The sequence below is a fragment of the Actinomadura sp. SCN-SB genome (assembly GCF_043906805.1).
Lineage (GTDB): Bacteria > Actinomycetota > Actinomycetes > Streptosporangiales > Streptosporangiaceae > Spirillospora.
In genome coordinates, this window is record NZ_JBIMPP010000029.1 from 49,088 (window position 1) to 75,049 (window position 25,962).

Annotated in this window: 17 protein-coding genes and 2 pseudogenes; 4 read left to right on the forward strand and 15 right to left on the reverse strand. The window is 69.3% G+C overall.

Annotation, left to right across the window (positions count from 1 at the left end; all coding sequences use genetic code 11):
- Nucleotides 1-21: 21 nt before the first annotated feature.
- Nucleotides 22-1,635, forward strand: a complete 1,614-nt coding sequence (locus tag ACGWYJ_RS19945) for a (2,3-dihydroxybenzoyl)adenylate synthase (RefSeq protein WP_395107613.1) — start codon at nt 22-24, stop codon at nt 1,633-1,635.
- On the opposite strand, the gene aroF is transcribed toward ACGWYJ_RS19945, so the two are convergent.
- The 12 genes from aroF to ACGWYJ_RS20005 are packed head-to-tail and all read right to left on the reverse strand — an operon-like array spanning nt 1,610 to nt 21,289.
- Complete coding sequence (gene aroF, locus ACGWYJ_RS19950) at nt 1,610-2,641, reverse strand: 3-deoxy-7-phosphoheptulonate synthase (RefSeq protein WP_395107615.1); 1,032 nt, start codon at nt 2,639-2,641, stop codon at nt 1,610-1,612. The genes ACGWYJ_RS19945 and aroF overlap by 26 nt on opposite strands.
- Before the next feature lie 8 nt (nt 2,642-2,649).
- Complete coding sequence (locus tag ACGWYJ_RS19955; RefSeq protein ID WP_395107616.1) at nt 2,650-4,077, reverse strand: salicylate synthase; 1,428 nt, start codon at nt 4,075-4,077, stop codon at nt 2,650-2,652.
- 30 nt (nt 4,078-4,107) lie between these two features.
- Complete coding sequence (locus ACGWYJ_RS19960) at nt 4,108-5,619, reverse strand: amidase (protein ID WP_395107618.1); 1,512 nt, start codon at nt 5,617-5,619, stop codon at nt 4,108-4,110.
- A gap of 29 nt (nt 5,620-5,648) precedes the next feature.
- Nucleotides 5,649-9,623: a type I polyketide synthase gene (locus ACGWYJ_RS19965; RefSeq protein ID WP_395107620.1), complete on the reverse strand. Its 3,975-nt coding sequence runs from the start codon at nt 9,621-9,623 to the stop codon at nt 5,649-5,651.
- Entirely contained in the window at nt 9,620-13,648 is a 4,029-nt protein-coding gene (locus ACGWYJ_RS19970; protein ID WP_395107621.1) for an SDR family NAD(P)-dependent oxidoreductase, read from the reverse strand. The genes ACGWYJ_RS19965 and ACGWYJ_RS19970 overlap by 4 nt, the downstream gene beginning before the upstream one ends.
- Complete coding sequence (locus tag ACGWYJ_RS19975; protein WP_395107622.1) at nt 13,635-14,477, reverse strand: LLM class F420-dependent oxidoreductase; 843 nt, start codon at nt 14,475-14,477, stop codon at nt 13,635-13,637. Before ACGWYJ_RS19975 ends, ACGWYJ_RS19970 begins: the two co-directional genes overlap by 14 nt.
- A complete protein-coding gene (locus tag ACGWYJ_RS19980; protein WP_395107623.1) occupies nt 14,474-16,084 on the reverse strand; it encodes a beta-ketoacyl synthase N-terminal-like domain-containing protein in 1,611 nt (536 codons plus the stop codon). The genes ACGWYJ_RS19975 and ACGWYJ_RS19980 overlap by 4 nt, the downstream gene beginning before the upstream one ends.
- Nucleotides 16,081-17,802, reverse strand: coding sequence for a fatty acyl-AMP ligase (locus ACGWYJ_RS19985; protein ID WP_395107625.1), 1,722 nt, complete (start codon nt 17,800-17,802; stop codon nt 16,081-16,083). The genes ACGWYJ_RS19980 and ACGWYJ_RS19985 overlap by 4 nt, the downstream gene beginning before the upstream one ends.
- A gap of 1 nt (nt 17,803) precedes the next feature.
- Nucleotides 17,804-18,427 (reverse strand): class I SAM-dependent methyltransferase, encoded by a 624-nt coding sequence (locus tag ACGWYJ_RS19990; protein ID WP_395107626.1) that lies wholly within the window; start codon nt 18,425-18,427, stop codon nt 17,804-17,806.
- Nucleotides 18,428-18,453: 26 nt separating this feature from the next.
- Nucleotides 18,454-19,872 carry an amidophosphoribosyltransferase gene (gene purF, locus ACGWYJ_RS19995; RefSeq protein WP_395107628.1) on the reverse strand — a complete coding sequence of 473 codons (1,419 nt, stop codon included), beginning with the start codon at nt 19,870-19,872 and terminating at the stop codon, nt 18,454-18,456.
- Complete coding sequence (locus tag ACGWYJ_RS20000; protein WP_395107629.1) at nt 19,869-20,375, reverse strand: hypothetical protein; 507 nt, start codon at nt 20,373-20,375, stop codon at nt 19,869-19,871. The genes purF and ACGWYJ_RS20000 overlap by 4 nt, the downstream gene beginning before the upstream one ends.
- Nucleotides 20,372-21,289, reverse strand: coding sequence for a hypothetical protein (locus tag ACGWYJ_RS20005; protein WP_395107630.1), 918 nt, complete (start codon nt 21,287-21,289; stop codon nt 20,372-20,374). Before ACGWYJ_RS20005 ends, ACGWYJ_RS20000 begins: the two co-directional genes overlap by 4 nt.
- A 731-nt stretch (nt 21,290-22,020) precedes the next feature.
- Here ACGWYJ_RS20005 and ACGWYJ_RS20010 point away from each other — a divergent pair.
- The gene (locus ACGWYJ_RS20010; RefSeq protein WP_395107631.1) at nt 22,021-22,389 is read left to right on the forward strand and encodes a BlaI/MecI/CopY family transcriptional regulator; all 369 of its coding nucleotides are present in this window, start codon (nt 22,021-22,023) and stop codon (nt 22,387-22,389) included.
- 10 nt (nt 22,390-22,399) lie between these two features.
- Here ACGWYJ_RS20010 and ACGWYJ_RS20015 read toward each other — a convergent pair whose 3' ends face one another.
- From ACGWYJ_RS20015 to ACGWYJ_RS20025, 3 genes and pseudogenes are all read right to left on the reverse strand, one after another.
- Nucleotides 22,400-22,681, reverse strand: coding sequence for a metal-sensitive transcriptional regulator (locus ACGWYJ_RS20015; protein WP_395107632.1), 282 nt, complete (start codon nt 22,679-22,681; stop codon nt 22,400-22,402).
- 284 nt (nt 22,682-22,965) lie between these two features.
- Nucleotides 22,966-23,058 (reverse strand): annotated as a pseudogene (locus ACGWYJ_RS20020) (hypothetical protein); the annotation flags it as partial.
- 569 nt (nt 23,059-23,627) lie between these two features.
- Nucleotides 23,628-24,341: pseudogene (locus tag ACGWYJ_RS20025) on the reverse strand (lactonase family protein); the annotation flags it as partial.
- Nucleotides 24,342-24,806: 465 nt separating this feature from the next.
- On the opposite strand from ACGWYJ_RS20025, the gene ACGWYJ_RS20030 reads away from it, so the two are divergent.
- Entirely contained in the window at nt 24,807-25,166 is a 360-nt protein-coding gene (locus ACGWYJ_RS20030; protein WP_395107633.1) for a hypothetical protein, read from the forward strand.
- 69 nt (nt 25,167-25,235) lie between these two features.
- Nucleotides 25,236-25,853 (forward strand): DUF305 domain-containing protein, encoded by a 618-nt coding sequence (locus ACGWYJ_RS20035; RefSeq protein ID WP_395107635.1) that lies wholly within the window; start codon nt 25,236-25,238, stop codon nt 25,851-25,853.
- Nucleotides 25,854-25,962: the final 109 nt, after the last annotated feature.

The window sequence follows — 25,962 nt, forward strand, 5'->3', positions numbered from 1 at the left end:
TACAGAATGGTAGTAATTCTGATGCTTGAAGGATGCGTGCCGTGGCCCGAAGAATTCGCGCTGGAGTATCGGCGGGCCGGCTACTGGACGGGCGACACACTGGGCGAGCTTTCCAGGCGGTGGGCCAGGGACTACGGCGATCGGGTCGCGATCGTCGCCGCCGACCGGCGATGGACGTACCGCGAGCTCGACGCGCGGGCCGATCGTCTGGCCGCGGGCCTGCATCGCCTGGGCATCGGCTCGGCGGACCGCGTCGTCGTCCAGCTGCCGAACGTGCCGGAGTTCGTCGTGCTCTGCCTGGCGCTGTTCCGCCTGGGCGCGCTCCCGGTGCTCGCGCTGCCGCCGCATCGCCATAGCGAGATCACGTACCTGTGCCGGCTGTCCGAGGCCGTGGCCTACGTGATCCCGGACGTCCACATGGGCTACGACTACCGGACCTTGGCCGCCGAGGCGCAGGCCGCGGCGCCGACGCTGCGGCACGTCCTGGTCGCCGGCGATCCGGGCCCCTACACCTCGCTCGACACCGTCGACGCCGAGCCCTTGGCAGCGGCACCGGCCCCCAATCCCCGCGGCGTAGCGCTGTTCCTGTTGTCCGGCGGTACGACGGGGCTGCCCAAGCTGATCCCCAGAACGCACAACGACTACGCCTACAACGTCCGGGCGAGCGCCGAGGTGTGCGGACTCGACCGGAACAGCACCTACCTGGTCTCCCTCCCCGTCGCGCACAACTTCGCCTTCGGGTGTCCGGGGGTCCTTGGCACGCTGTCCGCTGGCGGAAAGGTTGTGCTGGCCGGCAGCCCGAGCCCCGATGAGGCCTTCCCCCTCATCGAACGCGAACGCGTCACGTTCACGGCGCTGGTGCCGCCCCTGGCGCTGCTGTGGATGGACGCGGCGGAGTGGTCACCGGACGACCTGTCGAGCCTGCGCCTGCTGCAGGTCGGCGGCGCCAAGTTCGCGCGGGAGGCGGCCGCCCGGGTCGAGCCGACACTCGGCTGCCGGCTCCAGCAAGTGTTCGGGATGGCCGAAGGACTGCTCAACTACACGCTGCTGGACGATCCCGAGGAGACGGTGCTGTCCACGCAAGGGCGGCCCCTGTCCGACGGCGACGAGATCCGGATCGTCGACGAGAACGACGAGGACGTGAACGCGGGAGAGGTCGGCGAGCTGCTCACCCGCGGCCCCTACACCTTGCGCGGGTACTACCGCGCCCCCGAGCACAACGCGAAGGCGTTCACACCGGACGGGTACTACCGCACCGGCGATCTCGTCCGGCGTGTCCCCTCCGGTCACCTGATCGTCGAAGGCCGGGTCAAGGACCAGATCAACCGGGGCGGGGACAAGGTCTCGGCCGAGGAGATCGAGGACAACGCCCTCGCCCACCCGAACGTCCATGACATCGCCGTGGTCGCGATGCCGGACCGTCTTCTCGGCGAGAAGACCTGCGCGTATGTCGTCCCACGAGGTACGGCACCGACGCTGGACGAGCTCACCGGCTTTCTCAGCACTCGCGGGCTGGCCGCCTACAAGCTGCCCGATCGGCTCGAGGTCATCACCTCGCTCCCCCGCACCGGCGTCGGCAAGATCGACAAGAAGGAGCTGGCTTCACGGATCACCGACGCGCTGCGTATCGAGTAGGGGGCGGCTGGGCGATCCTCCGGTCGAATCCGGACAGGAGCCGCTCGAGATCCGCCATCAACGTCTTGAATTCGGCCGGGCGAAGCGCCTGGCTTCCGTCACAGCGGGCGGCCGCCCGGTCGGTGTGCACATCGATCATCACACCGTCGGCTCCGGCGGCGGCAGCCGCCAGCGTCATGGGCCCGACGAGATAGGCATGACCGGTCGCATGGCTCGGATCGATCAGCACCGGAAGGTGGCTGTGGCGCCGCACGATCGGGACGGCGGAAAGATCGAGGGTGAATCGTGACGCGGGCTCGAACGTACGGATCCCCCGCTCGCACAGCACAACGTGCGGATTCCCCTCGGCCATCACGTACTCCGCGGCGAGCAGCCACTCCTTGACCGTCGCGCACATCCCCCGTTTGAGCAGGACGGGCCGCCGGGACCGTCCCACCTCCTTGAGCAGCGGGAAGTTCTGCATATTGCGCGTTCCGATCTGCAGCACGTCCGACGACGCGGCGACCATCTCGACATGGTCGGGCTGCATCACCTCCGTGACCACGGGCAGGCCGGTCTGCCGCCGGCGCCGGTCCAGCAGCCGCAGGCCCTTCCTCCCGAGGCCCTGGAAGGAGTACGGCGACGTGCGTGGCTTGAAGGCCCCGCCACGCAGGATCGCCGCGCCCGCCTCGGCCACGGCGTCGGAGATCTCGTGGAGTTGCGGCCCGCTCTCCACCGCGCACGGGCCCGCGATGACCACGAAGTCGGATCCGCCGATGCCGATCCCGCCGACCTCGACGACCGTTCCCATGGCACGGAACTCGCGGCTGGTCAGGCGGTAGTCCCCGGACGGCTGGACGACGCGCCGCACGCCCGCCCGGTCCGTCAGCTCACCGGGAGCGCGGGCGAGGTCGGCGCTCACGACGAGCCGCTGGGCGGCCCACCGGACGAGCCGCGGGGTGCCGCCGACGGCGCGTACCGCGGCGCAGACTCCCTCCACATCGCGAGCGTCGGCGTCGTTCCTCATCTCAACGATCATTGCCAGGCCTTCGCAGGTGTCGGCACGGAATCGGCGTCGGAAGAACGCGGACAGGCCGCCTGTGGGCGGTCGACCTCCCCGGTCACGGGCCCTGTCACGGGCGCTGCGGGCACGAGGCATTGCGCGACGCTGCGCAGCTTCTCGCACGTTTCCTGAAGTTCTCGTTCGGGTCGCGACTGCTCGACGATGCCGGCGCCGGCTCGCAACCAGGTTCGCCCGGCTTCGCGGAAGATCGTTCTCAGCACGAGCGCCGCGTCCATGGCGCCGTTGCTGTCGATGGTGAAGACCGCTCCGCTGTAGAGGCCGCGCGGTTCGGGCTCGTGGCGGCGGATGCTCGCGTAGGCGGCGTGCTTGGGCACACCGGAGGCCGTGACGCTCGGAAAGACCGCGCCGAACGCGTCCCAGGGCCCGCAGTCGGCGGACAACTGCCCCGCCACCTGCGATCCGAGGTGCTGCACGGTTCCCCGCCGCTTGACGTCCATGAACTCCCGTACGGCGACGGTGTCCGGCCGGCACAGTCCGGCCAGCTCGTCATAGGCCACCTTGACCGAGATGGCGTGCTCGAACAGTTCCTTGCTGTCGGCCAGGAGTTCGCCGCGCAGCCGGGTGTTCTCCTCCGCGTCGCCGCCGAGGGCCCGGGTGCCCGCCAGCGGCTGCGTCGTGACCTGGCCGTCGGACGCGACCTCGACCACGGTCTCCGGGCTGAATCCGGCCGCCTGCAGGCCGCCCATGTTGAGCAGGAACGAGCGGGCGGGACTGTTGCGGCGGCGGCCGACGACGTAGGTGCCGACGAGATCGACATCGCGATCGATCGGCACCACCCGGGAGAGGATGACCTTCTGCAGTTCCCTCTGCCGGATCTCGTGGACCGCCGCGGCGACCGCGTCGGTGTACCGGTCCTGGGGGAGGTCGTCGATCTCGATCGGCTCCACCGCATACGACGGTGAAGTCACCGGCTGCTCGACGAGCTGGACGGCGGCTTGGAGCGCGTCTGGGTCGCTGCTTCGCACGCGGGCGTGTTCGGCGTCGATGACGACTTCGACGCGCGGCACGATGAGGTGGAGCAGCGGCGCAGCGTCGTCCATCCACTCACGCTGCCCTGCCTCGGCGTAGGCCAGCTCGAAGGCCGCCCACCCGTACGCTCGCCAGTCCGCGATCCGCAGCTGATCGAGAAGCGCGGCGACCTGCTGCAGCGGCCGGCCGTTCCACGACAGTTCACGTTTCCAGCCGTCCCAGCGGAACCGCACGCCGCGCGGGCTCACGATGATTTCCGCCATCACACCACCAGCGAACCGCCATACGCTGTCGTCCTCATAGACGACGTAGGTCTGGGAGATTCCGGATTCGGCGAGCCGTGCGATGGCCAGGAGCGGATCGTCCGGCGCATCCACCACGATCCGGGAATAGCTCTGGGGACCGTCCATGATCCTTCCCTCACCCTTCTGGGAGAATTCCTAGCGCGACGTCCAATCGCCCGATTGCTCAAAGGCGTGTGCGAGGCGATAAATGGCTGGTTCGTCCCAGCGGCGGCCGATGAGCATCATTCCGACGGGCAATCCGCCGCGCATGGCGCACGGAACGTTCAGCGCCGGATGGCCGGTGGCGTTGCACGGCACGGTGTTGAGGACCATTTCGAAGGCACGGCGGACGCTGACCTCGGGCGGTGCGTCCGCATCCGGCAGTTCGGTCGCCTGCATCGGCGTGGTCGGCACCACCAGGACGTCGTAGTCGGCCAGCGCGGCGTCGTAGGCCTCGTTGAGAGCGCGCAGGAGGTTGTGCGCCTTGGCGTAGGTGACGCCACCGTGCCTCCGGCGGAACACGTTGCCCATGACCAGGGCCACCTTGACCGCCATCGGGAACTCGGCCGCCCTGGACTGCCAACCCCGCAGTTCCTCGGCCAGGCCGGTCACGTACAGTCCCCGCCAGCCGGTCCCGAAACCGTTGCCGAGCAGCTGGCGTACATGGCCTTCGAGCGCGATGAGATCCCACAGCGCGACCCCGAGCGGATATGCGGGCAGCTTCGTGTCGTGGACCCGGGCACCGAGACCCGCCAGGACGTCACCGGCGCCGCGCACGGCGTCGGCCACCTCGGGCTGGAGATCGGGGACTTCGAATCCCTCCTGCACCACGCCCACCCGCATGCCGGTGCATTCGCCGGTCAGCGCCTCGGTGTAGCGGTGGGCCGTGACACCGTGCTGGCGGGGGTCGAGACCGTCCGGCCCTGCAAGGACCTCCAGCATGAGGGCGTTGTCGGCCACGGTGGCGGTGATCGGTCCCGTGTGATCGAGGGTGGCCTCCAGCGGAAGGATCCCGGTGTACGGCACCAGCCCGTGGGTGGGCTTCATCCCGACGGCCCCCGACCAGGAAGACGGGACCCGGACCGAGCCGCTCGCGTCCGTCCCGATTCCGAGATCCACCGTGTCGGACGCGACGAGTGCCGCCACCCCCGACGACGATCCTCCCGAGGAGTGCGTCGGACGGTGCGGGTTGCGCACCGGTCCGGCGTCGCAGGTGTGGGAGCCGCTCGCCAGGCCCAGGTACTCACAGTGCGCCTTGCCGGAGATCGTCGCACCGGCGTCGAGGAGCCTGGTGACGGCGGTGGCGTCGATGTCGGGCACGTAGTCGCGCAGCATCGAGGTGCCGACCATCATCGGGACACCGGCCAGGCATACGTTGTCGCTCAGCGCGACCGTACGACCGGAGAGCCTCCCTTCGCCCGAGGTCCGGATGTCGGTTCGGACATGCCACGCGCCTAGCGGATTCTCCTCCGGATCGGGCGACCGCGAGGTTCGGTCAGGCGGGTCCAGGGACGGCTTCGGCTCCTCCATGGGCTCGACGAATCCGTACGCCTCCAGGTCGGGAGCCATGAACGAGATGTGAAGGTCGCACTCGGCGTCGTTCAACTCGATGCCGAGTTCCGCCGCGGCGGCCCGGACTTCCTCGCGAGTCGGTTGCTGGTAAGGCATGGGTCTCCCGCTCCTGCAGGTCGGAGCCGTCAGGTCTGCTGGTGAGCCTGCGGCCGCTGTCGTAGGTCCTGGTCGCCCGTGGAGGCGAGTGCGGTGAGTGCTTCCTGTGTTCGGGCGCGCAGGTCGGCGATGAGATCGTCGGCCAGGCGATCGCCGTCGTACCACCAGTCGATATGGAGCCTGCGGTTCTGCCGATAGCAGCGCACATCGAGGAGATGACCGAGGGCCAGCGGGGGTCCGCCGATGGGTGCACCGCTGGGCAGTTCGGCCAGTGCCGGGCCGGGCGCGGACTCGGTTCCGGTGGACATCGCGCCCAGGTCGGCGAAGACGGTGTCGGCGGCAGGGAACTCGCGCATGGCCAGCGCGGTCGGGCCGTGCAGGTGGCGCAGGACGCCGTAGCCGAGGCCCTGCCGCGGAATCTCCCGCAGCGTGTCCCGGACACCGGGCAGCGTCTTGTGCGGACTGTCCGAGGGGGTGACGACGACCGGGAACACCGTTGAGCAGCAGCCCAGTGTCCGGCGCAGATCGATGCCCGCCAGATCCGCCTTGCGCGCGCTGCCGACGATGTCCAGCAGGGCCGTTTCCCCACCGGCGACCCTGGCATAGACGGACGCCAGGGCCGCGAGGACGAGCTCGCCCATGCCGACCTGCTCGGACTTGTGTACGGCGCGGAGCGCGGACGTGACCGCGGGGTCGATCACGGTGGTCGCCATGCGGGCATCGCCGGACCGGCGCCCGTTGTGCTCGGCCGGGTCGGAGCTGGGGAGCGCGGCAGCGGCGTCGGCACGCCCGAGCGTGTCCAGCCAGAACTCGCGCTCGGCCTGCGCTTCAGGGTCGTGCGCGAGAGACGTCACGTACTCCGACCAGCCGTGCCAGGGTGTCGCGACCGGAGGAAGGTCCACCGGGCGGCCCATCAGCAGTTGGCGGCACGCGGCCGTCAGGTCTTCGGCGAGTATTCGCCGCGCGGTTCGATCGGTGATGGCGGAGTGGGTCACGACCGCCAGGCGCCGCTGCCCGTCGGAAGGTCCCTCGAACAGCGCGGCGAGCAGCGGCGAACCGGTGTCTCCGGCGGCGGCGAGGTGCTCATGCACGAGCCCGGCCAGCGTCGCCGCGTCGGCCAGGGCGTCGCCGGGGTCCGCGTTGTCGTGCAGCGGAACGACCGGCACCTCGACCTGCGACGGCATCTCGATGGCTCGCTGTTCCCATATGCCGCCCTGCTCCACGAAGTGCTGTTGGAGCGCGTCGTGATGGGCCCGTACGTGGGTCAGCGCCGCCACGACCATCTCGTGATCGACCTCGGAGCCCAGCTCGAACACCATGGGCGCGTCGAACGCCCTGGCCGGATCCATTGGCGACATCAGTTCGAGCTGCATCGGGGTGAGCGGCGTGCGCTCGGGCGGGCCGGTCGCCTGCGCCTCGGAAACGGCCACCGGGGCGTCCTGAATGGTGGTGTCCTTGTCCACCACCTTCGCCAGAGCGGACGCGGTGGGGTGATCGAGCAGATCCCGTGGGCGGAAGCGCAGCCCGTGCGAGCGTGCGCGAGCAGCGATCTGGGCGGCGGTGACCGAGTCGCCCCCGAGTTCGCGGAAGTCGTCGTCGACGCCCACCTCGACCCCGAAAGCCCGGGACAACAGACCCGTGAGCAGCCGGTCCACCGGCTCGTCCGGCCCTTCGACGGCGCGGACGGCGGTAGGACGCGGATCATCGTCGGCCGCGTACCTGGAGTCCAGCCAGTGGCGGGTTCGGCTGAACGGATACCCGGGCAGAGGCACCCGTCGAACCGGCCGATCATGCCGGGCACGGCTCCAGTCAACCTCGATTCCGGCCGTCCACAGCGTCCCGAGCGCGGAGAGGAAGTCCGCAAGCTCGCCGTCGGGTCCATCACCGCGCCCCAGCGTCGGCATCGCGCGGTGACCGCTGCTCCACGCGTGGCTTCCTTCGGCCGCGCTGATCAGTTCGCGGCCTGGGCCGGTCTCGATCAAGACCCGGGCTTCCACGTCGCTGAGCCAGGTGCCGGACGCGGCGGAGAGCAGCGGAATGCGCGGCGTCCCGAGCTGTGCGGGGCTGCCGTCGACGCCGTCATGAGAGATCCTCACGGCTTCGGTCAGGTCGAAGACTCCGGCGACGCACGCCGCGGCGTACTCGCCTATCCCCTGCCCGACCAGAGCGACGGGGTGCACCCCATAGGCCTCCAGGGTGCGCGCCATCGCGTATTCGACGGTGAACAGCGCCGCCTGCGTGAGGTCGGTTCTGTGCGTCCATGTCTCATCCGCGCTGAACACGGTGGAACGCAAGTCCGTGCCGAGGCGCTCGCTGAACAGCTCAGCACAACGATCGAAATGCTCGGCGAAGGTCGGTTCTTCGCGATGGAGGCCCTCGGCCACCCGCGGATACTGCGTCCCAAGTCCGGGGAACAGCAGGACCGCGCCGGGGGCCTCGCCGACCGGTTCGCTTTCGGCGAGTTCGGTGTCGAAAGCGTCTGCGGCCTGCTCGGCCGACGAGGCCACCACGGCGCGGCGGCATGGAAAGGCGTGCCGCCCTTCGGCGAGCGTGAACGCCACGTTTGCGAGGTCGGTGTCCGGCTGCTCGCGCAGATGCCGGGCGAATGACCGGCCGGACTCCGCCAGCGCGTCCGGAGTGCGGGCGCTGAGCACCAGCGCCTGCGTTGTGGGTGGCGCGGCCGCCGCCGCGGTCGGAACCGGGGCCTCCTCCACCACCACATGAACGTTGGTGCCGCCCACCCCGAGCGAGCTCACGCCTGCCCGGCGCGGGCCGTCGCTCTCCCAGCCGGTCAGCTGGTCTTGAACGTAGAACGGGGTGTCGGCCAGGTGCAGTTCCGGGTTCGGTTCGGTGTAGTGCGCGGTGGGCACCAGCGTCCGGTGTTCGAGCGCGAGCACCGTCTTGATCAGACCTGCGATCCCGGCCGCGACCTCGCAGTGCCCGATGTTGCCCTTGACCGAGCCGATGGCGCAGGTCTGTCGCGTACCGAACGCCCGGGACAGTGCGGCCACTTCGACGGGGTCGCCGAGGGCGGTTCCGGTGCCGTGGGCCTCCACGTAGCTCACGGTGGCGGGCTCGATGTCGGCCACCGCGATCGCCTCGGCGACGACCTCCGCCTGCATCTCCACGCTGGGAGCGGCGTAGCCCATCTTCAGCGAGCCGTCGTTGTTCACGGCGGATCCACGGATGACGGCCCGGACATGGTCGCCGTCGGCGGTCGCGTCGGCCAGCCGCTTGAGCAGCACCACACCCCCGCCGCTGGTGAACACCGTGCCGTTGGCCCCGGCATCGAACGGCCGGCAATAGCCGTCCGGCGAGATGGTCGATTCGGCGTCGGACAGATACCCGGCGCGGGGCGGAATCCGTACGGTCATTCCGCCGGCGAGCGCCATGTCGGACTCGCCGCAGAGCAGGCTCTGCGCGGCCATGTGCACGGCCACCAAGGCACTGGAGCACGCCGTCTGAACGCTCATCGCCGGGCCGTGCAGGTCGAGAGCGTGCGCGACGCGGGTGGCGAGGAAGTTCGGATCGCTCAGCGACAGCAGCTGCGCCAGCTGGGAGTTCCCGGAGCCATACAGATCGCGCAGGTCGTACTGGGACAGCACGTGGTAGGGGAAGTAGCCGCCGAACGACCCGGACCCGAAGACGCCGATCGGGCCCGGATAGCGCGCCGGGTCGTAGCCCGCGTCCTCCAGGGCGTGCCAGCAGCACTGCAGGAACAGCCGCTGCTGGGGATCCATCTGCTCGGCCAACCGGCGAGGGAGCCCGAAGAACTCGGCGTCGAACTCGTCATACCCGGCGAGCGTCCCGGCCCGGCGGACGTAGGCAGGGTCGCGGAGGGCGGATTCCGGGACTCCTTCAGCGCGCAACTCGGCGTCGTCGAGCGTTTCCAGGCAGTCCCTTCCTTCGCAGAGGTTCTGCCACAACGCCGCCGCGTCGGGAGCCATCGGAAACCGCCCGGCCAGTCCGATCACGGCGACGCCCTGCGGCGCTTCCGTGCTCATCGTTGCCTCCTTCTACGTGTGCGTTGCTCGGCGACTCGGTCGGCACGAGTCCGGGCACGACGTACGGCCCGGTCGCCCGCCCCGGCGCCCCGGCGGCCCGTGGCGGCATGCCCGTCCCCGAACATCAGGGCGATCTCGGCGGCCACATCGAGGGCGCTGGCGCCCTGCAGCAGCCTCGGCACCGGTAGATCGAGGCCGAAGTCCTCGCGCACGGCGTCCCTGATCTTGACTGCGGCGACCGAGTCCAGGCCGAGATGAACGAGGGGACGGCTGGTGGGAAGGTCGTCGTCCTTGAAGCCCATCACCTGGCAGATCCGGTGGCGAACCCGGTCCGCGAGGGCATGCCGTAGCTCTTCGGGGGCGAGCCGTTCGAGCGCCGCGCGGTCGTAAGCGCCGGTCGTCTTCCCTCCGTCCGGCGCGGTGGTGACCATGCGTGCCAGGTATGAGGATTCGCGCGCCCGCGGAAACACCTCGGCGAAGTCTTCGCGCAACCGGACCACGCCAACCTGTGCGCAGTCCCGAGTGATGAGTTCTTCCAGGACGGCGAATCCCTCACGGGGGCGCAGCATCGCGATCCCGTCGATGCGGGCGTCCTGGGCGCTTCCCACTTCGGCCCACGGTGCCCAGCTGATCGTCTGGGCGGGCAGGCCGTGCGCCCGCCGCCACCGTGCCAGGGCATCGAGATAGGAGTTGGCGGCGGCGTAGTTGGCTTGACCGGTGGATCCGATCATGGCGGCGAGCGAGGAGTAGCCGACCCACCAGTCCAGGTCGCGTCCGGCGGTCGCCTGGTGCAGCCGCCAGGCCCCCGCCGCCTTCGGCGACCAGACTTGACGCAACCGCCGCTCGTCGAGATTGATCACGAGGGCGTCGTCGAGGACCATCGCCGCATGGACGACGCCACGCAGCGCCATGCCACGTTCCTCGACCGCCCGTACCAGCTGCTCGGCGACCCGGGGTGCCGCGATGTCCCCACGGACGACGACCACCTGCGCGCCGCTCGCCTCGATCTCGGCGATGGCGCGCCGTGTCTCCTCCGTGGGCTCTGACCGGCCGTTGAGCACGAGGCATCCGGCGCCGCGCCCGGCCAGCCACCGCGCCGTCTCCAGGCCGAGCCCGCGCAACCCCCCGGTCACCGCATAGCCTGCACCCGGCCGGACCAGCGGCCGGGTAGGGGCTGGCAGCCGATCGGTCGGTAGCTGGGTGAGGCGGGCGACGTGGCGAACGCCTTTCCGCCAGGCCACCTCGTCCTCGGGCATGTCCGCGGTGAGCTCTGCGGCCACGTCTGCGGGATCGGTTTCGTGGTCGATATCGACGAGCGTGGGCCGCAGCTCGGGGTGCTCGGTTCGCAGCGTGCGCACCAGGCCGGGCAGTCCGCCCTGGCCCAGGTCGCTGGGTGTTCCAGTCGTGGCACCGCGTGTGACCACGAACAGCCGTGGCCGGCGTGCTGCCTGCTGATAGGGGGCCACCTTGGTCACCAGGCGCACGCCGGCCACGACGCGACGCTCGGCGTCGGCCGCGGTGGCCTCCGCCGAGTTGTGCTGTGATGTCCAGCCGATCAGGACGATGCCCTGCGGCGGGCCGTCGGAGTCGCTCCCGACGAGGTGTTCCGATCCGTCGTTCAGGTCAGTGGTCGCGCAGGGCGCGCCCGCCTCGGTCAATCGGTCCGCGAGGCCAGAGGCGAATCCGTCATCGTCATCCGGGTCGCGGCACAGGAGCCACCGGCCGGTCTGCGCCGCGCGCTCGGCGGGAAGCGGTGCGGCCTCCAGCTCCACCGCGTACATGAGGTCGTTCAACGAGACCGGCAGTGCTTCGTCGTCGATGCGGCGGAGGGTCACATCGTCCAGCTCGGCCAGCAACCGGCCCGCCTCGTCGAACGCCTCCGCGTTCGCCTGGTAGCCGCCCTCGTGGCACGACAGCCGCAGACGGCAGGCCGAGGCACGTTCAAGATCGCCAGTCACTCGGAGTCGCCCGACGGCTGTCGGCATGATCGTGCCGCTGTCGCCCTCGGGCCAGAGCGCCGCCGCGCCCTGCAGGCAGGCGTCGAGCAAGGCGGGGTGAAAATTCAACCGCGGGTCGGGCGGCAAGGCGTCCGGCCGCGCCAGGCGGTAGAACGCGCTTCCTTCCGCGTCATCCGCGGTCTTCGCTGTGGACAGTTCGGTGATAGCGGTGAAGGCCGGGCCATAGCGCAGCCCCATGTCCCGGAGCCGGGCGTACACACTCGCGGGCTCCCGCCGTACGGGATGGGCGGCGGCGACCTCACCGAGCGACACGGTGCGCTCGGGAACCGTTCCCTCGACGTGCAGATGGGCGGTGGCGTGGACGGCCGCCGCACCGGCCGCGTCGGTGACGATCTCGACCTGTGCGCGGCCGTCGGCCTCTACGGTGAGGGTTGTGGTGAGGGTGATCGGCCGGTCCAGAACAAGGATCCGGCGGAATTCGAGGCCGGTCACCGCCACCCTTGCGGGCCGGGTCTCGAACGCCGTGCACCCGGCGGCCACGGCGATCTCGCCGTAGGCGGTGCCGGGCAGCACGACGGTGTCAGCGAGCTTGTGATCGGTAAGCCAGCCGAGCCGTTCCGGATCGATCTCGGTCTGCCAGACGTGCCGTTCCGGTGCGCCGGGCAGGAGCAGGTGGGTTCCGAGCAGCGGATGGACGTCCGGCGGGCCCGTCGCCGTGGGGACCGCGACCGGTGAGAACTCCTGATGTCGCCAGGCGGTGGTGGGCAGCTCCGCGAGCCGGCCGGCCGGGTACTGCCGCCGCCAATCCAGTGGGACGCCATGGCAGCTCAGCCGGGCAAGACCGCGAAGCAGCGATGCCCGCGCCGGTTGCGCCCGCCGCATCGTCTCGGTCACCACGGCATCGCTGGTCCCGGAGTCGCCGAGGGTGTCGCCGATCGGGCGGACGAGCAGGGGGTGCGGTGACATCTCGGCGAAGGCGCGCCGTCCGTCGGCCGCGGCGGCGAGAATGGCATGCGAGAACCGCACAGGGCGACGGAGGTTGTCGGCCCAGTAATGCGCGTCGAAAGCGGGCCGGGACCGTGGATCGGTCAGGACCGTCGAATAGAAGTCCACCGACGGCGTTCCGGGCGCCAGACCGGAGAGGGCTTCGGTCAGTTCCTCCAGAATCGGGTCGACGAGACGGCTGTGCGCAGCCATCCGGACGCTCTCGATCGGGTACGCGGCCAGCCCGCGCTCGTCACAGTAGGAGACGAGCGCCGCGACCTCGGCCTGGTCGCCCGCGACCACCGTCGACCGGCTGGAGGTATAGACGGCGATCTCCAGTCCCGGCCGGTCGGCGACCAGCCGCTCCACCTCCTCGACCGGCAACTCGACCAGAGCGGTCGAGCCCTGACCGTGAAGCCGCCGTTCCATGAGCTCCGATCGGCGGCAGATCACCCGGGCCGCGTCGGCGAGCGGGAGACCGCCGCTCACCGCGGCCGCCGCCAGTTCCCCCATCGACTGCCCGATGACCGCGGCGGGCCGTACTCCATGGTCCTGCCACACCGCGGCGAGCCCGACCTGCATGGCGAAGATGGCGGGCTGGACCAGCGCCGCACCCCCGGTGGCCAGGTCGTCGCCGGTCAGCAACTCGGGCAGCGAACCGCGGCCCTCGTCACGGAAGACCGGATCCAGCTCCTCGACCACCGCGGCGAAGGCCGGTTCGCCTTCCAGCAGCCGCGCGCCCATGCCCGCCCACTCCGATCCCTGGCCGGAGAACACGAAGACCACGCCGCGGTCGGCGGCTTCGGTGACGCTGCCGCCGAAGACCTCGACGGTGCTGCCGTCGGCCGGCTCCCCAGTAGCGATCTCTTGCAATCCCCGGGTGAGCTCCGCTCTGTCCGCCGCCAGGACGACGCGTCGTTCACGCAGGTGGGATCGGCGCCGGGCGAGGGTGTAGCCGATGTCCTCGAGCGCCGCGGTCCTGCCCGGGCCGGACAGCCACTGGGCGAGGCGTGCGGCGTTCGCCCGTACGCCCGCCGTGGACCGCGCGGAGATCGGGAACATCAGCGGGTCACTGGACTCCATCGATGACTTCCACGTACCAGTCGAGCAGGGTCAGGAGTTCGTCCCGTTCGAGCGCGGGAAGGGCGAAGAGGCAACGGCTGACGCCGATCTCGGTGTAGTAGGCGATCTCCTCCTCATCGACCGACGCGCCGGCAAGGGTCACCGGAACCGGTCCGCGCCCCGCGGCCTCGGCGCGTTCGTTGAGCTCGGCGATCCTGTCGGCCAGGCCATCGCCCTCCCGGGCCAGCCAGGGCAGCCACTCGGCGTCCATGTCGAGCACCCGATCGATCGCCGTCGGCCCGTCGACGCCCAGAAGGATGGGCGGGTGCGGGCGCTGCAGCGGTTTCGGGAGCGAGACGATCGGATCGAACTTCAGGAACTCCCCGGCGAACGACGCCTCGTGCTCGATCCAGATCTGCTTCATCGCGCGGAGATACTCGGTCATGCGCGCCATCCGGGTGCGCGGCTCGACCCCGTGATTGAGCATCTCCTCGTGCATCCAGCCGCCTCCGGCGCCGAACAGGAAACGTCCGCCGGAGACCACGTCGACGCTGGCCACCGTCTTGGCCAGGATGATCGGGTCGCGCAGCGGAACCTCACAGATCCCGGTGCCGAGCAGCAGCCGGGACGTCGAGGCCGCCAGCGCGGACAGCATCACGAACTGGTCGAGCCCTTGCATCGCCTCCGGGAGCACCTTCATCCCGGTGGGGAAAGGAGTCTGGACATCTACGGGGACATGGGTGTGCTCGGGTACGAACAGCGACTCGAAGCCGCGCTCCTCCACCGCGCGGCCCAGACCGGCCACATCGATGGTGGAGCCGGAGCCGAGTGTCAACACACCGAACTTCATGTCTCATGCCTCGCAATCTGCGATCTCTCCGGACCGCCGGTGTCCTCCGGGACGCCCTCCAGGACGGCGTGAGCGTTGGCACCGCCGAAACCGAAGGAGCTGACCCCGGCCAGCCGACGTTCCGTACGGCCCGGCCAGTCCATGGGCTCCCCCGCCACTCGTACGCCGAGTTCCTGGAACGGAATCCGGGGGTTGGGTGCGGAGTAGTGGATGGTGGGCGGGATCCGGCCGTGATGAAGCGCCAGCGCGGCCTTGATGAGCCCGGCGATTCCCGCCGCCGCCTCCAAGTGACCGAGGTTCGACTTGATCGAGCCGATCGTCAGCGGGCGTTGCTCCGACCGGCCGCAGCCGAGCACCGCCCCCAACGCCGAGACTTCGATCGGATCGCCGAGGGGCGTACCGGTTCCGTGCGCCTCGACATAGTCCACGTCCAGCGGGTCGATCTCCGCCGCCGTGTACGCGCGGCGCAGCAGGTCCTCCTGAGCGCCGGGGTTGGGCGCCATCAACCCGTTCGACCTGCCGTCCTGGCCGACCGCCGATCCACGGACCACAGCGAGGACGCGGTCCCCGTCGCGGAGCGCGTCGGCCAGCCGCTTCGCCACAATGACGGCGCACCCCTCACTGCGCCCGTAGCCGTCGGCGGTGGCGGCGAACGGCTTGCACCGGCCGTCCGGAGCCATCGCGCCGGACTCGTCGAAATGGACGGTCGGCCCAGGCGACAGCAGCAGGTTCACGCCGCCCACGAGCGCGAGATCGCACTCCCCTGTGAGAAGGCTCTGCCGGGCGACGTGGAGCGCGGTCAGGGACGAGGAGCAGGCGGTGTCGACGGTCATGCTCGGCCCCCGAAGGTCGAGCACGTAGGAGAGCCGGTTGGCGATCACGCTGGGCGCGGCTCCGGTCACCGTCCACCCGGTGATGGCGGGCAGCTCTTCGAGCCTGCGCCGGGCGAAGTCGTCGCCGCACGCACCGACGAACACGCCGGTCGGGCTGCCCGTCAGCGCCTCCGGCGGGACACCGCCATGTTCGAGGGCCTCCCAGGCGACCTCCAGCAGAATCCGCTGCTGGGGGTCCATCTCGGCGGCCTCGCTCGGCGCGATGCCGAAGAAGGCGGCGTCGAACCCGGCGATGTCGTCGAGATAGCCGCCGAACCGCGTGGTGCGTTCTACGACAGCGGCGTGGCCTGGAGACAGGGCGCGGTACGCCGCCCAACGTTCGTCCGGCACCTCGCTGATCGCGTCACCGCGCGCGCACAGGAACTCCCACAGGCCGGAAGGAGAGTCGATCCCGCCGGGCAGCCGGCAGCCGATGCCAATCAGGGCGATCCCCGGCCCGCTCTCCGGCATGTCGCTCGCCATGGCCCTTTCGGGCGGATGCGGCACCGCGTCGTGATCGAAGTACGCGGCCAGCAGCCGCACCGTGGGGTGCTCCCAGAGGATCGTTTCCGGGCAGGAGCGCCCGGTCAGATCCTCGAGATCCCCGGAGACGGCGACCGCGTCCCGTGACGTCAGCCCGAATTCCTGGAACGGGCGGTCGACGTCGACGTCCTGGGGATCGATCGAGCAGTGCGCGGCGATGCGCGTCACCAGCCACCGTCGGAGATCGGTCATGAGCCGATCACCGCCAGCGAGCCGTTCTCGTACCGTTCCCGGCAGGTGCGCCGCTGGAGCTTGCCGCTCGACGTCTTCGGCATGCCGCCCCGATTGAGGAAGACGATGTCGTCCACATTGACGTCGTGCCGCGCGGCGACGGCGCGGCGTATCCCGATCCGCTGTTCGGCGAGATCCCCCGCCGCGTCCGGCCGCGCCTCGGCGACGATCACCAACCGTTCCCGATCACCGGAGTCGACGGCGAACGCCGCCACATGCCCGTGCCGGACCGCCGGGCTCTCCTCCTCCACGGTCATCTCGATGTCGATCGGATGGTGATTGCGGCCGTCGATGACGATGAGGTCCTTGCTCCGGCCCGTGATGAACAGCGAATCCTTGTAGAAGAAACCCAGGTCTCCGGTGCGCAACCAACCGGGTTCGCCGTCCAGACGAGCGCCGAAGACCTGGTCCGTGCCCTCGTCCCGGCCCCAGTAACCGGCGCAGACGTTGTCACCGCGCACCCAGATCTCACCGACCTCGTCCACCACCGGACGCCCGGAGGCCGGGTCGACGATCCGGACCTCCTGGTGTACAGGCGGTCCGCAGCCCACCAGCGTGAGTGCGTGCTCGTCGCCGTCCGCGCTGCGGCGGACCCGGCCCTCGCTCAGCGCCGTACGGTCGAAGGAGAGGATGGGCGGCGCCTGGCCCGCGCCGTTTCCGGTCACCATCAGCGTCGCCTCGGCCAGTCCGTAGGCGGGCGAATGAGCGACGGGCCGGAAGCCGTACGGCTCGTAGGCATCGGTGAACCGAGCGAGCGAGCCGGCGCGCACCGGCTCGGAGCCGTTGCCGAGCCAAGTGAGGCGCGAGAGGTCGAGTCCGGCCCGCTGCTCCTCCGGCACCCGATCCACGCAAAGATCAAGGCCGAAATTGGGCGAGACCGTATGCGTGGCGCCATGCTCGCTGAGCAGCCGCAGCCAGCGGCGTGGCCGCTGCACGAACGCGAAGGGCGCCATGTGGACGACCGGGAAGCCGCGGGCGAGCGGAAGGATCACCGAGAAGACGAGCCCCATGTCGTGGAAGAGCGGCAGCCAGGTCACGACCTTCGAGTTCCGGTCGATCCCCAGGCAGCTCGAAAGCTGGCCGACCGCCGCCGCCATGTTCTGGTGGCTCACCCGCACGCCGACCGGGTGCCTGGTGGACCCCGACGTGTATTGCAGGTAGGCCGTCGCCGCTGGATCGGGGCGCTCCGGCCGCCACGGCGCCGACCCGTCCGGATCGATGTCGTCGACACAGACCAGGCGCACCGGTGTGGCCAGCGGAATCTCGGCCACCGCCTCGCGTGCCGACCGTGACGTGAGCAGGGCTTCGCACCGGCAGTCCTCGATCACCAGGGACAGCCGGTCACCGCGCCGGTAGAACTCGGGCGCGAACAGCGGCACCGCGATCATCCCGGCGTACAGGCAGGCCAGAAACCCGACGACGTAGTCCGGATTGCCCGGGCAGAGGAGACCGACCCGCGCTCCGGGGGCGAGCGAGTCGCGCAGCTCGCGGCCGACGGTACGGACCCGTACCTCCAGCTCGCCGTACGTCAGGTACGTCGACCGGCCGTCCCGGTCGGTGGAGTAGTCGACATAGGTCAGCGCGGTCATCCGGGGATCGGTCTCGGCCGTCCGGCGGATGGTGGACGGCAGATCAGCGCCCGCGGACAGGGCCGTCCTCGTATCAGTGATCAGGTTCATCTCACGCCTCCCCCCGGTGCCGGAGCGTGGCCACCCCGCCGAAGTACGGGGAGTTGGCGGGCGGCCGTGGCCATGGGCGCAGTTGGTAGTGCGAGATCAAGACATCGAATCCGAGCGCGCGCATCCGTTCGAGCGTCCTGCGGTTGGGACGGCAGCCGAACAAGGCCCGCCGCATCAGGGGCGTGAGCAGGTCCTGGGCGACGCCGACGACGCCCTCGTTGCGCACGTGCTCGAAGAACACCAGCCGTCCCGCCGGCTTGAGCACCCGGCGGATCTCGGTCAGCGTGCGGTCCAGGTCGTCGACCACGCAGAGCACCAAGGTGCAGACGACCGCGTCGAACGACTCGTCCGGGAAGGGGAGTTGCTCGCCCCGCGCATCGGCGACCTGGACGGATGGGGGCCTATCGGCGAATGACGGGTCTTCGAGCTTGGCCGTGAGCGTGGTGCGCATGACATCGGAAGGGTCGATCCCGATCACTTCCGCGGCGTTGCGGTAATGCGGCAGGTTCACGCCGGTGCCGACGCCGACCTCCAGAACCCTTCCGGTCAAACCGCCGAGCAGATCGGCCCGGATCGGGCCCAGCTTTCGCTCCGCCTGCGCGGCGAGGCGGTCATAGTTGTTCATCAACAGACCGCGTTCGGCTACTTGAGTCATGGCGTCCCCTCGGTGGTCGACGGGGTGGCGGTGGGATAGCGGCCGGTGAAACAGGCCGTGCAGAAGCCGCGATGGCGTCCGTCGACGGCCGTGACGAGTCGCTGAACGCCAAGGAACTCGACGCTGTCGCAGCTCAGGTGATCCGCTAGGTCGCTGACCGGAACCTGCGCCGCGACCAGTTCCTCGGGGCGGCCGGTATCCATCCCGTAGAAGCACGGCCACCGGTACGGCGGTGCCGCGATGCGTACGTGGACGCGGGACGCGCCGGCCTGCCGCAGCATCCCGACCAGCGTCCGCATCGTCGTGCCGCGGACCATCGAGTCGTCCACGACGACGACGTCCCGCCCGGAGACCGCCGACGGCACCGCCGACAGCTTCCTCCGCACCGCTCGTTCCCGCGCCCCTTGTCCCTTGGTGATGAACGATCGGCCGGTGTCCGCACGCCGGACCAGCCCCTGCACCAGAGGCAGACCGGTCTCTCTCGCGTACCCCGCCGCGGCGGCCCGGGCGGTCTCCGGAGCCGCCACCACCACGGCATCGGACCGCGACGACTTCGGCGGGGGCGCGTCTGCTCCCAGCGCGCGTCCGGCACGGTGGCGAGCTTCGTACACGCTGCGGCCACCGAGCTCGGAGTCGGGCCGCGCGAAGTAGATGTATTCGAAGAGGCAGCGTGACGGCCGCACATCGGACACAGGAAGGCGGGCGCTGCTGACCCCTTGCTGATTCACCTCGAGCACCTCTCCGGGTTCGAGGTCGCGCAAGGGCTCACCGCCGACGTCCCGGATGGCGGCCGGTTCCGAGGAGAGCAGCCAGGTCGCGCCACAGCGGCCGAGGCACAGCGGATGGAAACCGTGCGGGTCGCGGACCCCTACCAGCCGCTCGCCGTCGGACAACACCAAGGAGTAGGCACCGGTCAGCTTCGGCAGGACTGCCCCGGCCGCCGCTGCGAGCGTCCTCCGGCCGCCGGACATCGAGACGTACAGGAGTTGCGCGATGACCTCGCTGTCGGTGAGGTCATCAGGCACGGCGACGCCGAGTTCGCGTGCGGCCGGATGCGGATCGACGAGTGCGCCGTTGTGGGCGACGGCCAGCTGAGGTTCCGGGCCATTCGCCGCGCCGAGCACGATCGGCTGAGCGCCGCGCCGTCCGTCACCGGACGTGGAGTAGCGGACGTGGCCGAGGGAACCGGCACCGTCTGGCAGGTCATCGTCGGGAAACACCTCCCGCACCCCGCCGAACTGAACGCGCTCGGCGAAGCCGCCGTCATCAGCCACGACGATCCCCGCGGACTCCTGGCCTCGGTGCTGCAGCGCGATGAGCATGCCCCGTACCAGCGCGGCAGTATCGCCTTCGCCCCAAGCGCCGGCGACCCCGCACGCCTCCCGCGGCCCGACCGCTCTCCCCTCCCCCGTCACCGCAGATCGCCGCCTTCGGAGAGCCAGTCCGTGAAGGCGGCAAGGTCGGGCAGGATCACCGTCGCGCACGCGAGCACGGCGAGGTTCTGCCGCATCGCGGTGATCGCAACGACGGTGCCGCCCGCCCGGCACGCGCTGAACATCTCGGCCGCCGTTCCCATGCTGGGCTCGTGGTCGGGCAACCAGGCGACGCACACGTCGCTGTCGGCCGCGAGCCGGGTGAGCCGGTGGAACGCCTCGATCAGCTCGGTCACGGCCGGGCCGAGCTTCTCTCGATGGACGATCGGCATGTCCGCGAGAGCGGCGTGCTCTTGGCGGATGACGTCCTCGTCCCGCCCGAGCCAGTCACGCAGCAGGACGAACGGGTCGTGTATCAGTGCGCCTGGACGATGCTCGGCGATGGCGTCACGGAGATCCGTGCGATACCCCTGGTCGGCGTAGTCCGCGCCGCGCCGGCCGCCCTGCATGAGACCGCCCAGGAAGTATGACCTCGGGGCACTCATTCGTCCTCCACCGAGTAATCCGGCCAGACCCGATCCAGCGGTGCGATCCGGTGGCAGAGGGCGGCGGCGTCCATCACGAACTCCACGACCTCCTCCGGGGCAACGCCGACCGTGTCCGCGATGAATTCGAGGTTCCGATCGAATCCGGGATGGCCGATCGGGCTGACGGCGCCCTGGTTGTCCTTGCTGATCAGGCAGCCTCGGTCGACCAGCCGCTCCCGTGGCCTTCCGGTGAGGGGCAGCACGATCTCCCTCATCTGGCGGTCATCGCGATGCACGGTCCTGATGGACAGGTTGTTCTGCATAGGCGATGCCAGGACCTTGCGCATCAGCCCTTCCGGAATGGGAGTGCTCGGCACCATCGACGCTGGCTGGAAGGTATAGGCGCGGTACGCCGCATAGTCGCCGCGGCGTGGCCCGTAGCGCAGATATTCCAGGGCGAATGAGCCTTCTCGCACCCACCAGGTGCCGCGCAGCCGGGACGGTGCCGGTGATCCGTCCGGACGGACACGGATCGGATAGGCATCGACCTCGACACGAACGATTCCGTCGGATTCTCTCGAACGATCCAGCCGAAGCGGCGTCACATGTGGCAGGTACGGATCCAGAACCGTGACACCCTCGCCATCGATGTAGAAAGCGGGCACGTGGCCGCCGGAAACGAGGTACGTCGGCGAGACGCCGCATTGCTCTTCGACTTGACGCGCCAGCTCAAAGGCCTGCCAGCCGCACCCCCTGCCCATCGCCCAGGGCGGTGCGCCAGCCCCGAAGAACTGGTGGAACGATGCCGCGCTGCTATAAGGCACCGTGCGCACTATCTCGTCAAGAACGGAAGCGAAAACGTCACCGACGCTCTGTCTCTCACCAACCGAGACTGCCGTCATATCACCGGTGTCCATCCAGGTCGCCGACATGAATTGCTCGTCATTCGCACGCGAAGACCCCGCGTGCGGAAACCCGCAAGATTAATGTCATCTCTCCTGTGGCCGATACGGTCAGATCCCCAGGGCTATTGAGTGCGGCCCGATGCGCCACCTGGATGTGCGCTGAGCCGACGAGCTTCCCACAGCAGACCGAGAAGCCCCGCGACCGGCCGATAACCCGTGTCCCCTATCAAAGCCGGCGCTTCCATCGCGAGCGAACGTAACACCGAGTTGGAGCGCTTTCAACCGCCGCCATCAACTCTTACAGATATGTCGTCCTACACAGCGGTCGTAATCAACTTCGAAATCTCGCCCTTATGCTGCGACTTTCACACCGGCCGCTCCCGTGATCAACATCGGGAGCGATTCGCGTGTCGGCCGGTCGTCCTACATAAATGTCGTAGCTCCGCCCGGGAGGCCGACCGCCGCCGTACCCCGGTAGGCTATATTTGGATCGTCCGGACTCGACCGGCAGCGGAGGATCATGAGCGATTCCCAGCAGATGACCTGGGCTCGACCGGCCATTTGATCTTCATCCCGACGTCGACGATCGTTCCTTCGGCTCGGCTGCGGTCAACTCGCGTGTTTGACCGGAAGAAGCCCGGGTAGCCGACGCTAGTACCTCACCCCGGTACGGTCGTCCTCCCCCATTAGGACAGCCGCCGCCGGGATTGCTTCGTAACGGCAAGGCAGTCGCGCGCAGTTCCGAGGAGGGCAATTAGATGCGCGGTTCACTCGAGGTCGGAATCCTGGACATCCTGTCATCGTCCGACCGAGAGCTACAGGTTCGGGAGGTGCAGGAAAGATTCAATCGGACGCGCAAGAACCCGCTCGCCTACACCACGATCATGACCGTTCTCAAACGACTGACCGACAAGGGCGCGGCCGTGCGGAGGAAGAACGGGCGCGGCTACACCTACCGGGCCATGTGCAGCGACGTCGTCGGACTGGACGTGCGCAAGGTGCTGACCAAGCACGGGACGGCCGCGGTGGCCTGCTTCGTCGATCAAGTCGAGGCCGATCCCGTTCTGCACGCGGACCTGCACGCCCGCCTCGGCGAGGTGCATTCCGGCGACGGCCACCTCGAATAGCCCACGGCCCTCAGGAGCGGACGAGGCGAGAGATGGCCTCCGACGCCTCCCGCAGCTTGTCATCCGCCACGGACCCGCCTTCTTCGATCGCCCCGGAGACGCACTGACTCAGGTGATCGTCCAGAAGGCTGACAGCGACGGTACGCAGCGCCGCCGTCGCCGCGGACACCTGCGTCAGGACGTCTATGCAGTAGACGTCCTCTTCGACCATCCGCTGCAAGCCGCGCACCTGCCCCTCGATCCGGCGCAGTCGCTGGAGGTAATCGTTCTTGCCCTGCGCATAACCCCTCATATTCCCAATGTACCGGCCGGAAGCCTTTTCAAACACCTTCGATGCACGGCCAGATGGCGATCTCAACGACCCCGGGCTCCTACAAATACGTAGGGGGAAACTCCTATTTATTGTAGGAGATTCCCATCTGGCATTAACTGACAAGGAAGGCCGTGGGGTACTACGAACCCGTCGTATTTGAGCACTGTTCAACCCGCTGTGCGGAGAGTTTGCAGGGCTTTCTGGTCCGGTACTCATCGGTCCTCAGGTCAGGGTCTGATGGTGATGGCCCGGGATGTTCGCGCTCAGGGCGAGCCGTTGCAGTGCATCGTGGTGCCCGTCCATACCCGGGTGGTCGAGCAGTTCTCGTTGTCGGTGGTGGTGACGGTGACGGTGAACCTGCCCGGGCGCTGGTAGGTGTGGCGGCAGTAGGGCCACCGTTGCGCAGGGTGGTGCCGTCGCCGAAGTCCCGGTCATAGCGTGCGACGTGGCCGTCGGGGTCGGTCGCGGTCGTGGCGTCGAAGGCGGTGGCCCGGCCGGCGGGCCTGGCCTGGACGGACAGGGCGGCGATCGGGGCCTGGCTAGGAATCACGGCGAGCGACTGGAAGCGTGGTTCCGTGCCGCCGGTCGAGATCGGTGGGTCGGTGAGCAGGGCGAGGCCGCCGTTGGAGGTGAGGGCGGACACCGACAGGCGTCCGAAGTCGGGACCGCCGCCTGCCACAAGATGCCGTCCATCTGGGGTGGTGTCGCCGCCGACCGGTCCACGGTCGGCCGGGAACGTGACTTCAGCGGTTCGGGTGAGGGAGCCGTCGTGGTCGATGGAATAGGCCGACACGCCACAAGGGCCGGCCACGGTCGGGTCGCCGGGGCTGGTGACGAACAGGTGCCGTCCATCGGGTGCCATCGCGGTACCTTCGGGGGTGGTCAGGGCGGGGAAGGGGCTGCCTGGGACCGGGGTCAGGCCGCCGTTCCGGTCGACGCGGAAGCCGTCCACCACGTGGTCGAATTGGGTGGCGACATACAGGTACCGCCCGTCGGGGGTGAAGACCATCCCGGCCGCCGAGGGGTGAGTGGGAACTGGGCGGCCCACAGGGCGCAGCATGCCATCCCGCCAGATCCTGAAGGTGACGATCACATCGGGACCGGGCAGTGTGGGCATGCCGTGCCCCACGTACAGGAAGCGGCCGTCCGGGCTCACGCCCAGGCCTCTGGGAAGTGGGAAGCCGGTAGTGAACGGATCGCCGGCTCGTCGCGATGTCCTATCACCACGGATGGTGAAGGCGGTGACCGTGCCGGACGGCCGGTTGGAGGCGAACAGCGCCCTGCCATCGGGCGTGATCGCCAGGCCGAACGGACCACTGCCGCCGGTCGGCTCGGTGGCCAGCAGGGTCAGCCGACCGCCGGAGCCGACGCGATAGGCCGCGATTTCGCTGGTGGTCCTGCTCGCCACGTAGGCCGTGCGGCCGTCGGGAGCGATCAGGATGCTCGCCGGTCCGGTGCCGGCACCGGTGCTGATCAGGTCACCGACCCGCTCTACACGTCCGTCCGGGTCCACCCGGAACGCGGCGATGTCGTCTGAGAGGGCATGGTCACGTAGAACAGGCGGCCTCCCGATACAGACGACACCGGACGTGCCGAGTCCCTCTCCCGTGGACTCCTGTGGAGGTGGTTCATCGAGCACGGGCCGCCTCGTGAACTCGCCGTCTGCTCAGAACCCTGCGCCTTGATTCTCAAAGGAGTCTTAGAGCCATGAGTCCCGCCGCGACGGGGGAACCTCACACTAAGGGGCATAGTATCCGTCCCATGCCGTGCAGCCGGAGGGCCATCTCGGCATGGACATCAGCATGATTTCGGCTGTGCTGTAGGCCGGTCTTGAGCCGAAGACCTGGGCGACCGGATTTACTAAGCCATATAGTTGGCACCGTAGACAGACGTCACAGGAGGGCAGCGGGTGCGAGGGACGCCGGTGGACAGCCGGGTGGCCGGGACTGAGCCGAGTTCCGGGCCGTCGGCTGCGCACGGCCTGGTGGCGGCCCTCCCGGTCGAACGGTGCCGTGAGCGCTCGGTCTCTCATACGCGAAGCAGGGCGAGAGGGGCCGGTGCCGCATGGTCACTGCTGCTCGGAGTCCTCCTGGTCTGTTGTGTGATGGCCATGCACGGCTTCCAGTCGTCCAACAGTCCCGAGGACACCTCAGGACTTCCAGCCGCCATCGCCGGGCATTCGCTCGCCAGCACCAGCGAGCACGCACTTGTTGGCGCCGCCGAGCATGACCGTGGCATGCCGCAGGACAAAGGCGGTCATGACCCCGAGCACCATTCGGGCGGGGAGATCTGCCTGGCACTGCTGACGCTCACGGCCTTCGCCTCATTGCTCCTGGCCGTGTGGCGTGCGTGGAGCCATGGGACCTTGTTGCCGCGCATGCGTGGTCAGAGGCGTCTTCCTCTCAGCTCCGGCCGCTCGCCTCCCGAGCCCTCGACGTTCCGATCGGCCGTGTTGCGGCTGTGACAGGTGATCACGCGACGCCACCTCGGCGTCCGTATCCCGTCACATCCCTACGACACGGAAGGATCCAAGATGAAACGCGCTATCTCGCTCGTCGTCACGCCCGTTCTGGCCGTGGCTCTGGCCGCGTGCGGCGGTGGCAACGAGGAATCGGGCGGTGGCTCCGGCCATTCGATGTCCCCCAGTTCCGCGCCGAGCGCGGCCCAGTCGGGTCAGCACAACCAGCAGGACGTGATGTTCGCCCAGATGATGATCCCGCATCATCAACAGGCGCTCGAGATGGCCAAGACGGCCAAGACCAAGGCCACCATGCCCGAGGTCAAGCAACTGGCCGCCGCCATCGAGAAGGCGCAGGACCCGGAGATCCAGCAGATGACCGGCTGGCTGACCAGCTGGGGCGTCGCCCTGCCCCAGCCGGGAGCGACCGGTATGGACCACGGAGCCCACGGCGGTGGCATGGAAGGCATGATGTCCGAGCAGGACATGCAGCGGCTGGAGAGCCTGTCGGGCATGGCCTACGACAAGGCCTTCCTGGAGATGATGATCGAACACCACCAGGGAGCTGTGTCCATGGCCAAGCGGGAACAGGCCTCCGGCCAGTTCCCCGCCGCCAAGAACATGGCCGGAGCGATCATCACCTCGCAGACCGCCGAGATCAGGACCATGCAGGGGCTGCTCAAGAAGATGTGACGCCGGTAGATCGCCTCCGAGCCCGACCCTTGGACGGGCTCGGTCGGCGGCGGGCCCGGCGTCCAGTTCGACGCCGGGCCCGACCAGGCGTCCACAGAGCTCCGGCCCC